Consider the following 13,979-nt stretch of genomic DNA (forward strand, 5'->3'; position numbering starts at 1 on the left):
CGCGCCGGGGCAGCGGGCAGGCAAAGCGGGAAGGAGCGTCACGCCGCTCCGCTGCGTCCGTGGGCCAGGATCTCGGCGAGTTCCGCCAGGCGGTGGGCGCGGGCAGACTCGGCCGGGGTGAAGGGCTCGCCCGGGCGGGAAAAGACCAGTGGTCCGTGCCAGGCGGTGGGGATCTTCAGCAGCGTGCCGGTTTCCGGTCCCGTAGCGGAATGCCCGACGCCGGAACCCGCCACGCCTGCCTGCGCTCCGGTCCCGGCCGGGACCACCTGCGCGGACAGCAGTTCCGCGACGGCGAGGGCCAGCTCGCCCGGGTTGCCGGCCACGCGGGCGGCGATGCTCAGCGCCTTGGTCTGGCCGTCCGCCATAGCCAGCGCGGTGGTGGGCCAGACGTGTGGGTCCCGACCGCCGCCGTCGGCCAGTGCTTTCAGCAGTTCCTGCTCGCCGAGGTGGCCGGGCGCCGATAGGACGAACTCATCCAGCGCGGCTCCGTCCATCGGGTGGACGTGGATGCTCAGGATGTTCGTGTCCAGGCGGGCCAGTTCCTGGGTGAGTTTCTGCAGGGCGCCGGGCTGGTCGCGCACCACGGTGCGGGCCCGCCAGAGCGCCGGGGCCGAGTGCAGCCTGCGGCGGTGCCGGAGTGCGGGAGCATGCAGCCAGCTGCGCAGCACCCGGGCCGCGGATGGCTCGGCCACCCAGATCACCAAAGCCGTGGCCGTGACTGTCAGCAGCAGCACCTTGGCCAGGTAGGGGAGCCCGGTTTCCACCACGAGTGCGTGGACCAGCAGCTCGATGGGAAGCATGGCCGCGATCTGGGCCACGGTGAACCGCGCCTTGGGAGGTTCGGGCATTCGGCCGCAGACCTCACAGCTGAGCTCGGCGGTGGCGGGCGTCCGCTGCTTGGTTTTCATGCCCCCATGTTCCCCGGCGGGTGTTTCGCTGCCGTTGCCGCCCGGTCACGAATGTGGGGCTTAAGAAGGAAGGGCCGGCAACACCCCGTGCGGGAGCTGCCGGCCCTTGCGGTTGCTTGCGGCTGCGCCGTCCTAGCGGCTCATATCGGAGTCCCGGGAGGCGCGGTTGGCTGCGGCCAGCTCGCCGAGGAAGTCGCGGATTTCGACCAGCAGTTCTGTGTCCGTTGGCTCGGGGGCAGCTTCCTCTTCGCCGCCGCGCCGGTTCTTGACCATCGCGTTGAACTTGTTCATGGGCGCCACGAAGATGAAGTACACCACGCCGGCCGTGATCAGGAAGGTCACGAAGGCGGTGATGACGGCGCCGAAGTCTACGAAGGTGGCGGGGTTCTCCGGCCAGATCCGGAAGCCGAGGCCGCCCGCGTCCACGCCGCCGGCCGCGGCGATGACCGGGTTGACGATGTTCTTGGTGAAGGCCGAGACGAGCGCGGTGAACGCAGTGCCGACCACCACGGCGATGGCTAGTTCGATCACGTTGCCGCGAAGAATGAAGTCCTTGAATCCCTTGAGCATGAAGAGTCCTCCGGTGTTGTTGGGTGTTTCCGCGCCGGCGCTGGATTCGGCCGTTGGATGCGGGCACTTCGGCGTGCCGGGAGGCGGATGGCGGCCTTCGGGACGCCCCGCACAATGGATACCAAAATATCATTTTCCGCAGGGCCGGATCGGCTGGCGCGGACTGCGGTGCAGGGCCGCGGCGCGGGCCGTGAGTCGGGTTTGCGGGCCGGAGTTGCCGGCCCGTCGGCCGCTTCGGTTCAGGCCGACTTGGCGGCGACGAACTGCCGGATCCAGGCGACCGTTTCCGGGTGGTCCAGATGGAGGCCGTGGCGGGCGCCGGGAACCTTGACCAGGGTGGAGCGGCGGATGCCCCGGTGGAGCAGTTCGGCGTCGGCAAGGGGCGTGAGCGCGTCCTCGATCCCGTGCAGGATCAACGTGGGTGCCTGGATGGCGCCGAGCGAATCCCAGGCGTCGTGCGTGCGGCTCGCCTGGAAGTGCCGGGCCTTCGCCCAGGCCGACGCCGGGGTCCCGAAAAAGCCGCGGACGGCATCGGGATGTTCCCGGGCCCATGCTGGATCGAAAAACAAAGGTGCCATCAGTTCCGGGTCGCCGCTGAGCAGCGTTTGAAGGGCCGATTGCGTTTGAAGGGCCGTTTGGAAGGCACCGTCCGCTTCGCCGCGGGCCCGCCGTCCGCCGCTGGTTGCGGCCAGCACCAGGGTCCGGACCCGGTCCGGGTGGTCGATGGCGAGCCACTGCGCGATCCGGCCGCCCATCGAATGCCCGTACACATGGGCCGATTCGACCCCGGCGGCATCAAGCACGGCAGCCGCATCCTCTGCCAGCGACCGGGTGGTGTAGCGCTCCGGATCGCCCCTGCTGCTGCCGCCCACGCCGCGGTGGTCGTAGCGGATGACGCGGAAATGACCGGCGAGCGCGTCCGCCGTCGGCCCCCAGCCGGCCATGCCGGTCGCCTGGCCTGCGAGCAGGAGGAGGGGGTCGCCGTCGCCCGCTTCGGTCCACAACAGGTCGGCGCCGTCCGGGGCCGGGGCAATCTTCACCCGGCCACTTTAGCCGGGCAGTGCCGGGAGCGCCGTGGTCCAGCACACGCCTTGATCCGGCAGGGAAGGGCTCCTAGGGTCGGGGCATGCTGATCGTTGGATCCATCGTCATCCGCGTGGAGGACCTCGCGTCCCAGATCGGCTTCTGGACCCGCGCCCTGGACTATGTCCTGCGGGAACCGCCGGAGGACGACTTCGCGCTGCTGCAACCGCGGGCAGGGCAGGGGCCGAATGTCTCGCTCGACGCCGTTCCCTCCATCCGCGTGCTGCCGCCGCGGATCCACCTGGACCTTTACGCCCAGGACCAGGCCGCTGAAGTGCGGCGCCTGACGGCCCTGGGCGCGCGCGAGGTGGAGTGGAGCCGCAAGCCTGCCGATGCGGACTACGTGATCATGGAGGACCCCGAAGGCAACCGCTTCTGCGTGGTGGATGCCGCGGGCTGGTCAGGCTGGGCACGGGTCCGCAGCCAAACCAGTTGATCAAACTGGCTATGTTTTCCAAGGCCACTTTGGGTCTAGCGTGAGGGTTGAACCCGATTACTCGCAGGAGGAAAGCACCATGGTCAGCTATGAATTCACACAGGTGGACGTCTTTGCGCCCGGTCCCAAGGCGGGCAATCCGGTGGCGGTGGTCCACGGCGCAGACGGCCTCAGTAGCGAACGGATGCAGGCCTTCGCCAACTGGACGAACCTCTCGGAAACGACGTTCCTGCTCACGCCTGAACACCCAGAGGCGGACTACAAGCTGCGGATCTTCACCCCGCGCAGGGAACTCCCGTTCGCCGGGCATCCCACGCTCGGTTCGGCGCACGCCTGGCTGGAAAACGGCGGAGTTGCCCGCGACAGTGAACGGCTCGTCCAGGAATGCGGAGCCGGCCTGGTGCCGCTGCGCCGCTCGGGGCCGGACCTCTCCTTCCAGGCACCGCCGCTGGTGCGGTCCGGCGAGCTCGAGCCGGAGATCCTCGCACGCGCGGTTGCGGCCCTGCGCATCGCGCCGGAACAGGTGCTCGGCAGCAACTGGATCGACAACGGCCCCGGCTGGCTCGGCATCCGCCTGCGGTCCGCGCAGGAAGTGCTGGACGTGCGCCCGGACTACGCCGGGATGGGTGAGCTCGCTGTCGCCGTCGTCGGGGCGCATCAGGGCGACGGCGGGTCCGACGGCGGCGGGGTTCCGGGCGGCGCACCGGCCGACTTCGAGGTCCGGGCCTTTGTTCCGGGCCTGGACGTGAACGAGGACCCCGTGACCGGCAGCGCCAACGCCGGCCTCGCCCAATGGCTCCTTGCGGAGGGCATCACCGACGGGAACTACACAGCCCGGCAGGGAACGGCCCTGGGCCGCGGCGGCATCATCGAAGTCCGGAACGAGTCGGGAGCCATCTGGGTAGGCGGGCGCAGCCGCAGCGTCATCAAGGGCACGGTCAGCTTCTAGCCGCGCGGCTTCGGAAGGGGCCAGCCCTGCACATTCTGCTGGATCACCTCCCCCAGGGCCGGCGGGACCTCGGCTGCTCGGGTTCCACGGGGTCTCCTCCGTCGGGTGATCCAGCAGAATGTCCGCCCGACCCACCGCGGGCTGGTCTGCCTGGGTGAGGGTCCATGGCCAAACGAGCTGGTGCTTCGATCAGTGCACTCGAAGTGCACTATGATGCACTCATGGATGATGAGACAAGTGTGCTGGCGTCGGCGATCGGCGCCCGCGTCAAACAGGAGCGGCAGGGCCGGGGATGGACCTTGGACCAGCTCGCCGAATCCGCGGGGGTCAGCCGCCGGATGCTGGTGAACGTGGAGCAGGGTGCGGCCAACCCGAGCGTCGGGACCCTGCTGAGGATCAGCGACGCCCTCGGGGTGGGCCTGCCCTCCTTAGTGGAACCGCCGCGCTCGAAGCCGGTGAAGATCACCCGGAACGGCGAGGGCGCCGCTTTGTGGAGCAGCGCTGCCGGCGGCCGGGCCCTGCTGATGGCCGGCACCGAGCAGCCGGACGTCGTCGAGCTTTGGGACTGGACCCTGGCTCCCGGCGACCGGCATGGGAGCGAAGGGCACAGCGCCGGCACCAAGGAACTCCTCCAGGTCCAGGGCGGCACTCTTACGGTGACCGTCCAGGACCAGCCCTACACCCTGGAAGCCGGGGACGCGCTCTCCTTCCCGGGCGATCTCGAGCATTCCTACGCCAACCTGGCCAAGCAGCCCGCGAGGTTCACCCTCGCAGTGTTTGAGCCCGGCGTCGGTGCCGGTCATAAGGAAAGCGGCCATAAGCAAGAGTCCGCCGGTGCCTAGGATCGCGGCGCCACCGGTGCCCCCGTGGAGCATGGCCGTGACGGCGATGCTGTCCGTCCAGTTGAGCTCGGCCCTCTCGGTAGGCCTCATCGAGACGGTGGGCCCGGCAGGGACAGCCTGGCTGCGGCTGAGCGTCGGCGCCCTCATTTTCCTGGCCATCGCCCGGCCGCCGCTGCGCACGGTCCGCCGCCGCGATGTCCCGGTGCTCCTGGGGCTCGGCATCGCCACGGGATTGATGACCATCGCCTTCCTCGCCGCGATCGATCGCATCCCGCTCGGCACCGCCGTCGCCATCGAATTCCTCGGCCCGCTCACGGTTGCCGCGGTGCGCAGCCACAATGCGCGGGCGCTGGCCTGGCCCGTGCTGGCGCTGCTCGGCGTCGTGCTGCTCACCGAACCCTGGAGCGGACAGGTCGACGGCGCCGGGCTCCTTTTCGCGGTGTTGTCCGCCGCCGGGTGGGGCGCCTACATCCTGCTCACCCAGCGGGTGGGCGACCGCTTCAGCGGCATTGGCGCGCTCTCGCTTACTGTGCCGGTCGCGGCGCTCACGGCCGCCGTCGTCGGGATCCCGCAGGCGGCGGGGCAGCTCAGCCCCGGCGTCCTTGCCGCCGCGCTGGGCGTGGCCGTGCTGATGCCTGTGCTGCCTTTCGTCCTGGAACTGCTCGCTTTGCGGCGGATGACCTCGACGGCGTTCGGCACCCTGATGGCCCTCGAGCCCGCCTTCGGGGTGCTGCTCGGGCTGATCGTGCTGCACCAGCAGCCCTCGCCCGCCCAGTTCATCGGGATCACCCTGGTGGTTGTCGCCGGGGCGGCGGCGCAGCGCGGCGGCCGGCGGCCCCGGCCCGCCGCCCCTGCAGTGCGCCCGGCACCGGAACCCGCCGGCACGGTAGTTTTGGAGCGGGAACCCCCAACACCATGAAGGAGAAACACATGCCGGAAATCGTTGTCGTCGGAGTTGATGGAAGCGAAACCGCCACAAAGGCGGCGGAGACGGCCAGGAACCTCGCCGCCGCCCTTGGCGCCAAGCTGCACGTGGTCACGGCTTTCGAGGGCGACCGGGTGTCGCTCCACGGCGCCGGCAGCGAACGGACCATCGTCCTCGGGGACCCGGGGCGCGAGGCGAAGGAAACGGCCGGCAAAGTGGCAGCGGGCCTGGACCAGGATGGCATGGACGTCGAAGCCTTCGCGGCTGTCGGAAGCCCCGCCCAGGCACTGATCGCCCATGCGGAAAACCACAAAGCCAGCGTGATTGTGGTGGGCAACCGGCGCATGAAGGGCCTGGCCCGCGTCCTGGGCAGCGTGGCCAACACCGTGGCCCACAAGGCGCCCTGCGACGTCTACATCGCCGACACCGTCGAATAACTCCCCGCAAACACGGCGCGAACGTACAGTTGAGGCCCTGAATTCCGCGAAAACGGGGCCGCAAGTGTACGTTCGCGCTTCCCTTACGCCGGGAACCTAGGCGGTGAAGGCCAGGTCTTCGGCCTTCACCGCGAAGCGCAGGGCCTCGCCCCGTGCTGCCCGGTAAGCTTCGTCGATCGCGCTCGCGGCCAGGCGCTCAAGCTCGTTGCCCAGGGAACCGGCCAGGTGCGGGGTCAGCAGCACGTTCGGATTCGAGTAGAACGCCGAATCGGCGGGCAGGACCCACGGCGTGGTGACGTCCAGCACCGCGAACACATCGCCCTTCTCCAGCCGGCGCAGCAGTGCGTCCTGGTCCACCAGTTCGCCGCGCGAGGTGTTGATGAAAGTGGCGCCGGGCCGTAGTTCGGCGATCAGGCCGGCGTCGATCATGTGCCGGGTGGCCGGCAGGGACGGCGCATGCAGGGACACGACGTCGGACGTCGCCACGAGTTCTTCCAGCCCCACCAGTTCCACGCCCAGGGCGGCGGCCTGCTCCGGCGTCACGAACGGATCGGCCAGGACCACCTCCAGCTCGTAGGACGCGAGCAGCCGGATCACGTGCCGGCCGATCTTGGATGCGCCGATGATCCCCACGCGCTTGCCGTAGTTGCCCATGTCCGGGAAGAGCCCTTCGGGGTCGACGGCGGCCCGCGCCCCGTGCAGCTCGCGCGCGATCTGCAGCACCCCCTTGTTCGCCAGCAGGATCATCGCCAGGGTGTACTCGGCCACCGGGACCGCGTTGGCGTCCGCCGCCGTGCTGACCTGGATCTCGCGTTCCCAGCATTCCGCCCCGACGTGGTGCTTCACCGAGCCCCCGGCGTGCAGCACGTACCGCAGCCGCGGCGCGGCGTCCAACGCGGCGGCGTCGATCATCGGGCAGCCCCAGCCGGTGAGCAGCACATCGGCCTCGGCCAGCAGCCGCCTGGCTTCCGGGGCGGAAAAGTCCGTAATGGGCTCAGGGCTGAGCAGCCGCAGCGGCCCCGTCACCGTGGCGAGGCGCTGCGGCGGGAAGACTTTATGCCCGACGTCGGCAGCCATGGCCAGCGCGACGTTCAGCGGGCGGGTGGCTGGCTTGGCTGTGCTCACTTGACGCTCCCTGCGGTCAGGCCGGACTTCCAGAAGCGCTGCAGCATGATGAAGGCCACGAGCAGCGGGATCACCGAGAGCAGGGACGCCGTGATGACCATCGGGGAGAACTCAGGCTGCGGGACGGAATAGCCTTGCCAGATGGAGATGCCCACGCTGACCGGGAGCAGCTGCTGGTCCTGGAGCATGACCAGCGGCAGCATGAAGTTGTTCCAGACGCCCACGAATTGGAACAGGGCGATGGTGATGAATCCGGGCATCATCATGGGCAGGCCCAGGGAGAAGAAGGACCGGACGGGTCCGGCCCCGTCCACGCGGGCAGCTTCCAGCGTTTCATCCGGAACATAGGAAGAGCTGTAGACCCGGGCCAGATAGACGCCGAAGGGGTTGCACAGGACCGGGATGAGGATGGCCCAGACGGTGTTGGTGATACCGAAGACCGAGGCCAGCAGGTACATCGGCAGCACCGTGGCGGTATTCGGGATCAGCACGCCCAGCAGCACGAAGCCGAACCAGGCCTTCTTGCCGCGGAACTGGAACTTGTCGAAGGCGTAGCCGGCCATGACCGAAATCAGCCCGCCCAGCACGGCCCCGAATGCCGCATAGAGCACGGAGTTGCCCATCCAGCGGAAGAAGATCCCGCCGTCCTGGCCGACCACCGCGCCGATGTTCTCGAGGAAGGCGAAGCGGCCCAGCGAGTACGCGGGGGTGCCGTAGAGGTCGGCGGTGTCCTTGGTGGCGGCGAAGAAGAGCCACAGCACCGGAAGCACCATGTAGGCACAGCCCAGGACCAGCAGGGCATTGACGGTGAAGGCGCTCGCAAAGCCGCCCTCGCGGGACAGCCGGTTGCGGGCCGGTCGTTTGCCGCCCGGCCGGCTGCCGCCGTCGTGCTTCTGCCGGGCGACGCCGGCGCGCGGGCGGGACGGGACACGTACGGTCTCGGTGCTCATGCTTTGTTCATCCTGGAACTGAATCGGGTGACGGCCAGGGAAAGCCCTGCGGCCAGGAGGGCGATGATGATCGAGGCGGCCGCGGCCTGGTTCAGATTGTGCCTGTTGAAGGCGGCGTCGTAGGCCCAGAGGTTGGGCACCCAGGTACTGGTGACCGAGGCCGTTGCCTTGGCGATGATGGACGGCTCGGTGAAGAGCTGGAGCGTGCCGATCACCGTGAAGAGGATGATGACGCTCAGGGCGGGCAGGATGAGCGGGAACTTGATGCTCAGGGCTGCCCGGATTTCGCCGGCGCCGTCCACACGCGCGGCTTCGAGGATCTCGCGCGGCACGGCCTGCAGCGCGGTGAAGAGGATGATCACGTTGTAGCCGGTCCATTCCCAGACGGCAATGTTCACGATCGAGGGCAGCACCAGGTGGGCGTCGAGGAAGTTGAGCTGGATGCCGCCGCCTTGGAGCGCCTGCACGAGAGGACTGACGCCGGGGGTGTAGAGGTAGGCCCAGATAAGGGCGGCGATCACGCCCGGCACCGCGTGCGGCAGGAAAACCAGCAGCTGGAACAGCTTGCGTGCACGGGCCACGGTGGCATCCAGGAGGAGGGCGAAGACGACGGCGCCGCCCACCATGCAGGGAATGTAGATGAGGCAGTAGAGGCCCAGCCGGCCGAGGCCGCCTGTGAAGGTTTCGGACTGGAAGACCTGGAGGTAGTTCTCCAGGCCCACGAAAGAGGTCTTGGCTCCGCCGAAGCCCAGGCCCGATTTCTGCTGGGCATAGAAACTCAGCACCAGCGAGTACACCACGGGGGCGATCATCGCCACGGCGAAGACCGCGAAGAACGGGGTGAGGAACAGGGTGGCGGTGCGGCCGCCGGTGCCGGACGTGGAGCTTGTCTTTCTGGCCATGGGTATCTCCTGAGGGGGTGGCGGCGCCGCGGGGATGTGTGCCCCGCCGCGCCGCCGGGATGCTGATGCCGGTGCTGGTTCCGGTGGCGCCTATTCCTTGACGGACAGGCCGCTCTGCTTGAAGCCGGACAAAGTGGCTTCGTTGGAGCTTTCCAGGGCGGTGTCGATCTTGCCGCCGGTGGTCAGGGCACCGAAGGAGTCCTTGAGGGCGGTATTGGTGACCTCCCAGTTCGGACCCCACTGCCAGCCGGGGAGGATGGTGGCGTAGGCCTTGTCGAAAACGGCGTAGATGTCGTTGCCGAAGTAGCCGGCCTTGAATGCCTTCTGGGCTTCCTTCGTGAGGCCCGGGTAGGCGAGGTAGGCCGAACCGGTGTTGCCGCGTGCTGCGACGGCCTCGGGATTCGTGGCGAGGAACTCGATGAACTTCGCGGCGGCCGCGGGGTTCTTGCTGCTCTTGGTGATGTTGAAGCTGGAGCCGCCGTAGAACGCGCCGGCCGGGGTGCCCCAGTTCGGAGCCTCCGCAGCGATCCACTGGCCCTTCTGGCCGCTGGCTTCGGTGCGCTTCTGGATGCCCGTGGCGCTCCAGTTCGCGCCAAGCACGCCGGCCAGGGTGCCGTTGGCCAGGTCCGCGCTCCATTCATCGCTGAATGCCTGCTCCACCTTGACGATCTTGGTGTCGATCATGCGCTGCCAGAAACCCGAGACCTTCTTGGTGGCCACGTCCTTGAGGCCCAGCTTCCAGCTGTCGCCTTCGGTGTTGAACCACTTGGCACCGGCCTGCCAGGACAGGGCGGCCATCAGGGTGGGTTCGTTCGGATAGAAGCTGGCCAGGTAGGACTTGGGGGACACGGCCTTGAGCTTCTTGCCCGCGGCCTCGAATTCCTCCCAGGTTTTCGGAACTGCGGCGCCGGCCTTGTCCAGCAGGTCCTTTCGGTACCACATGATCATCGGGGCGGCGTCGTAAGGCAGGCCGTAGCTCTTACCGTCGAACTGCACCAGGCCCCGGATCTGCTCGCTGAGCTTGTCCACGGTGTTGGATTTGTCGATGAAGCCGTCCAGCGGAACCACCTGGCCGTTGCTGACGAACTGGGGCAGCTGCGCATATTCGACGGTGGAGACGTCTGGGCCGTTGCCCGCGGTGATGGCGGTGGAGAGCTTGGCATAGCCGCCGTTGCCGCCGTTGGGGATCGTTTCGAACTTGACTTTGATCTTGTCCTGGCTGGCGTTGAACTTCTCGGCAACCTTGTCCATGCCGGCCAAGGAGGACCAGAAGGTGATGGTGCCGCTGGCCTCTCCGCTTGGGGCGGACGGAGTGGCTGCGGGGCCGGTGCTGCAGCCGGTCAGCAGGGCCGCGCTGGTGAGCAGGCTGGCTGCGCCGAGCAGGACGTGGCGGCGCAGGACATGGGGACGCTTCATTGTGTTCTCCCTTGAATTCACGATGCGAAGGAATGCACACCATGAAATCCACAAAAGTGAACATGGGCAACGATCTGAACAGAAATGAACATCCGCCGGTCGGGGAAGGCCTCAGGCCCGGGTGGAATCCCGCACCACGAGCGTGGGCGAAAGGCTGACCCGCTGCAGCGCGGCCGTGCCGCCGCGGCGCCCGCCGATCCGGTTCAGGCACATCAGCAATGCCTGGTATCCGACGTCGAACTTCGGCGGTGCCACAGCGCTCAGGGGAACGGAGCCCAGGGCGGCGATCTCGTCGTCGTACGCCACGATCGCGAAGTCCTCCGGCACCCGGATCCCCCGCTCCTGGCAGGAGGTGGTGAACTGGAGGGCGTCCTCGTCGGAATGGATGATCGCAGCCGTGACGCCCTCCGCGGCGAAGCCGTCGAGGATGCTGCCTACCATCGCCTGATGCCCGGCGGGATCGCTCCGCGGCCGCGTCAGGGTGTGCACCAGGGATTCGTCGCGGGCGATGCCGGCCCGCTGCATTGCCAGCTCGTAGCCCGCCGCCAGCTGCGATGCCGTAGGGCTCCCTTCCCGCAGGCACAGCGCCACTTTCCGGTGCCCGAGGGAAAGCAGGTGGTTCACGGCGATTTCCGCCCCGCGGACGTGGTCGCTGCGCACGGACTCGAGGTCGCCGTCGTCGAGCGCCCCGTCCAGCGAACGCTCGACCACGACTACCGGGACCCCGGCGCCGGCCAGCAGGGCGAGGGTGTCCGTGCCCGCCAGCGCGGCCTCGCTGGGGGTCACCAGGATGCCGTCGACGCCGTTGTCCAGCAGGCGCCGGAGTTGCCGCTGTTCCTCCTGCGCCGAGTAGTTCGAGACGCCGAGCACCAGGCGGACGCCCCCTTCCTGCGCGGCCGCTTCGGCGCCGCGGATCACGCCGGGGAAGTAGTACGACGCCGACGGGACCACCATGCCGATGGTCGCCAACGGCAGGCGGCGGGGACGCGGTGTCTTGGGGTTGCGCTGCGGCCCCGGAGCGCTTTCCGGGGCGGCGACCGCGCCGCCATGGACACGCACCAACAGGCCTTGGTCGGCGAGTGCGGCCAGGTCGCGGCGCACGGTCATTCCGGAGATGCCGGCCTTGGCCGCGAACCCGGCGGCGTTCAGCGAACCGCGCATGGCCAGTTCACGCAGGATGAGCTCTTTTCGGTCCTCGGGGAGCATTGGTCCGTCCTGGAGTTTGTGTTCACTAGTGTTCAGATTGTTCACCATGAACTAGAGCGGACCTAGAGTGTGGAGTCAAGATGACTGCACACGAATCGCCCCGTCAAACAGCGGCTCCCGGCGGCTCCTCCACCATGCCGGAACCGGACTTTGAGCTCAGCCCCATCACCGGGTGGACCCGGGCCCACTGGCTCGCCTTCGCCGACCAACAGCTCCTCGCGGCCCGGGCTTTCTTCTCGCCGGGCAAGGCGCTCATAGTGCTGCCGGGCAGGGCGTCCTGGTCGGGCGAATTGTCCGACGGACTGGAGGGATTCGCCCGGACCTTCATGCTGGCCGCCTTCCGCGTGGCCGGCGAACAGGGCAGCGACCCTTTGGGGCATCTCGCCTTGTATGCCGAGGGGCTCCTGGAGGGCACCCGCCCCGGCAGCAGCGAAGCCTGGCCGGCCATTGTGGACCGCAGCCAGCCGATCGTGGAGGCCGCGTCCATAGCGTTGGGTCTCCAGCTGACCAAGCCCTGGCTGTGGGACCGGTTCCCGGAGGGGGAGCAGCGGCAGGTGGCCGCGTGGCTCCAGGGTTCCTCCGGCAGTGAGGCCTGTGACAACAACTGGGTGCTCTTCCAGGTGCTGATCGCCGAGTTCCTGGCCGGCGCCGGCTTCGAGAACAACGCGGCGCAGATCGAACATGGGCTGTCCCGGTTGGAGGACTGGTACGAAGGCGGCGGCTGGTACCGCGACGGCGACAACGGCGGCACCGGCGATTTCTACGACTACTACTGCGGCTGGGCCCTGCACCTCTATCCGGTGCTGTGGGCGGGATTCGCGTCGGGCCGGCATCCGGAGGCCGAAGTTTTGGGCGGCCGCTATGCGGGACGGCTCGCGGAGTTCCTGCAGGACCACGCGTTGTTCTTCGGGGGGCGGGGCGCGTGCGGGCAAGGCGCCCCCGGCGGGCCGGGCACCGGCGACGGTGCGCCCGTCTTCCAGGGACGTTCGCTGATCTACCGCCACGCCGCCGTCGCGCCGTTGTTCCTGGGTTTCCTGGGCGGTTCCCCGGGCGACGCGCGGGTGGGCGGTCCGCTGACGCCCGGCCAGACCCGGCGGATCGCGAGCGGGGCGGCAAAGTATTTCCTGGAGGGCGGCGCCTACCCGGACGGGCTGCCGACCCTCGGCTGGCTGGATGCCTTCGAGCCCATGGTGCAGTCCTACTCCGGCCCGGCCTCGCCGTTCTGGACGTCCAAGGCGTTCGTGGGCCTGCTGCTGCCGGGCACGCATCCGGTGTGGACCGCCGTCGAGGAGGCCGCGCCGGTGGAAACCGCAGACCACCTCCGGCACAGCGCCGCCCCGAACTACCTGCTGCACAGCACGGCGTCGGACGGGATCGCCCGTGTGCTCAACCACGGCAGCGACAAGTACTACGCCCCCGGCCCCGACGATCCGCACTACCGGCGGCTCGCCTACTCCAGCCACACGGCGCCGATGTTCACACAGGAGCCGGTGGACAACCATTTTGCGGTGTTGGATTCTTTGGGCACGCCGAGCCGGCGGTCACGCATCCACCGGCTGGCTGCCTTCCCGCTCTCTGCGGCGAGCTACTACCGGCCGGTGTGGTCCGACGTCGAGGACCAGGCTGAATCGCCCTGGCGTGTAGCGAGCGGAACGGCGGCGGCCGGCGGTTACGAACTGCGGGTGCACGTAGTGGACCGCGACGGCGAGGCGCCGGCTCGCGTGCGCGAGGGCGGTTACGCGCTGGCCTCCGACGTTCCTCCTGCTTCCGCCGGGCAAGTCCTCGGTGCCGACGGGCTCCATGCCGCCATCTGGCCGCTTCATGGCTACACGAGCTCGGACGTTTTCCGGGCGGAAGGGGTCTCGCCGCTGGGGCGGCACTCGGCGTGCGGGGTGTTGCTCGGAGAGGCCGCTGGGAACCGCAGCGTGTTCGCTTCCCTTGTGTACCTTGGCGGCGGGGCGCCGGAGCTGGGGGCCGGAAGTCTTGACGTCCACGACGACGGCACCCGGGTTACCGCTTCGCTGGAACTGTTGGGGGCGGGCGGGGAGCCCGCCCGGACCCTGGAGCTCGTGTTCGATTTCCCGGGGTGACGTTCCTTCCCGCTTGCTTCTGAAACCACCGGTGCGGCGCCGCGGAAAGCCGCGGATTTCCGGGCCTTGGCGAGGGTGACCAGGAAAGCAAACGGGAAGGAACGTCGCGGCAAGTCACTTTCAGCAGCTGGGGCCGATCT

14 protein-coding genes are annotated in these 13,979 nt (G+C 68.7%); 6 read left to right on the forward strand and 8 right to left on the reverse strand.

The genetic code is table 11. The features are described 5' to 3' along the window. Positions 1 to 38: 38 nt before the first annotated feature. From ACNQPB_RS05070 to ACNQPB_RS05080, 3 genes are all read right to left on the reverse strand, one after another. Positions 39 to 908, reverse strand: a complete 870-nt coding sequence (locus tag ACNQPB_RS05070) for an ACT domain-containing protein (RefSeq protein WP_498749620.1) — start codon at positions 906 to 908, stop codon at positions 39 to 41. A 132-nt stretch (positions 909 to 1,040) separates the two neighbouring features. Further along, positions 1,041 to 1,478, reverse strand: a complete 438-nt coding sequence (gene mscL / locus ACNQPB_RS05075; protein WP_498749622.1) for a large conductance mechanosensitive channel protein MscL — start codon at positions 1,476 to 1,478, stop codon at positions 1,041 to 1,043. A 239-nt stretch (positions 1,479 to 1,717) separates the two neighbouring features. Further along, entirely contained in the window at positions 1,718 to 2,518 is an 801-nt protein-coding gene (locus tag ACNQPB_RS05080; protein ID WP_498749624.1) for an alpha/beta fold hydrolase, read from the reverse strand. 86 nt (positions 2,519 to 2,604) lie between these two features. On the opposite strand from ACNQPB_RS05080, the gene ACNQPB_RS05085 reads away from it, so the two are divergent. From ACNQPB_RS05085 to ACNQPB_RS05105, 5 genes are all read left to right on the forward strand, one after another. Continuing rightward, a complete protein-coding gene (locus ACNQPB_RS05085; RefSeq protein WP_498749625.1) occupies positions 2,605 to 2,997 on the forward strand; it encodes a VOC family protein in 393 nt (130 codons plus the stop codon). A gap of 40 nt (positions 2,998 to 3,037) precedes the next feature. Next, on the forward strand, positions 3,038 to 3,946 hold the full coding sequence (locus ACNQPB_RS05090; protein ID WP_498749626.1) for a PhzF family phenazine biosynthesis protein: 909 nt from the start codon (positions 3,038 to 3,040) through the stop codon (positions 3,944 to 3,946). A gap of 221 nt (positions 3,947 to 4,167) precedes the next feature. Further along, a complete protein-coding gene (locus tag ACNQPB_RS05095) occupies positions 4,168 to 4,788 on the forward strand; it encodes a helix-turn-helix domain-containing protein (protein WP_498749627.1) in 621 nt (206 codons plus the stop codon). 46 nt (positions 4,789 to 4,834) lie between these two features. Then, positions 4,835 to 5,707 (forward strand): EamA family transporter, encoded by an 873-nt coding sequence (locus tag ACNQPB_RS05100; protein ID WP_498749957.1) that lies wholly within the window; start codon positions 4,835 to 4,837, stop codon positions 5,705 to 5,707. Between the two features lie 11 nt (positions 5,708 to 5,718). Beyond that, entirely contained in the window at positions 5,719 to 6,150 is a 432-nt protein-coding gene (locus ACNQPB_RS05105; protein ID WP_498749629.1) for a universal stress protein, read from the forward strand. Positions 6,151 to 6,246: 96 nt separating this feature from the next. Here ACNQPB_RS05105 and ACNQPB_RS05110 read toward each other — a convergent pair whose 3' ends face one another. From ACNQPB_RS05110 to ACNQPB_RS05130, 5 genes are all read right to left on the reverse strand, one after another. Continuing rightward, a complete protein-coding gene (locus ACNQPB_RS05110; protein ID WP_498749631.1) occupies positions 6,247 to 7,275 on the reverse strand; it encodes a hydroxyacid dehydrogenase in 1,029 nt (342 codons plus the stop codon). Next, positions 7,272 to 8,225 carry a carbohydrate ABC transporter permease gene (locus ACNQPB_RS05115; RefSeq protein WP_498749633.1) on the reverse strand — a complete coding sequence of 318 codons (954 nt, stop codon included), beginning with the start codon at positions 8,223 to 8,225 and terminating at the stop codon, positions 7,272 to 7,274. Before ACNQPB_RS05115 ends, ACNQPB_RS05110 begins: the two co-directional genes overlap by 4 nt. Further along, positions 8,222 to 9,127 carry a carbohydrate ABC transporter permease gene (locus ACNQPB_RS05120; protein WP_498749635.1) on the reverse strand — a complete coding sequence of 302 codons (906 nt, stop codon included), beginning with the start codon at positions 9,125 to 9,127 and terminating at the stop codon, positions 8,222 to 8,224. Before ACNQPB_RS05120 ends, ACNQPB_RS05115 begins: the two co-directional genes overlap by 4 nt. 90 nt (positions 9,128 to 9,217) lie before the next feature. Then, positions 9,218 to 10,543, reverse strand: coding sequence for an ABC transporter substrate-binding protein (locus ACNQPB_RS05125; protein WP_498749636.1), 1,326 nt, complete (start codon positions 10,541 to 10,543; stop codon positions 9,218 to 9,220). A 111-nt stretch (positions 10,544 to 10,654) separates the two neighbouring features. Then, positions 10,655 to 11,749, reverse strand: coding sequence for a LacI family DNA-binding transcriptional regulator (locus ACNQPB_RS05130; RefSeq protein ID WP_498749638.1), 1,095 nt, complete (start codon positions 11,747 to 11,749; stop codon positions 10,655 to 10,657). 80 nt (positions 11,750 to 11,829) lie between these two features. Between ACNQPB_RS05130 and ACNQPB_RS05135 the strand changes: the two genes are divergently transcribed. Then, positions 11,830 to 13,839, forward strand: coding sequence for a DUF2264 domain-containing protein (locus tag ACNQPB_RS05135; protein WP_498749640.1), 2,010 nt, complete (start codon positions 11,830 to 11,832; stop codon positions 13,837 to 13,839). The last annotated feature ends 140 nt before the right edge of the window (positions 13,840 to 13,979 follow it).

Origin of the sequence: Curtobacterium sp. LFS079 (genome assembly GCF_047977865.1) — a bacterium.
Taxonomy (GTDB): Bacteria; Actinomycetota; Actinomycetes; order Actinomycetales; family Micrococcaceae; genus Arthrobacter.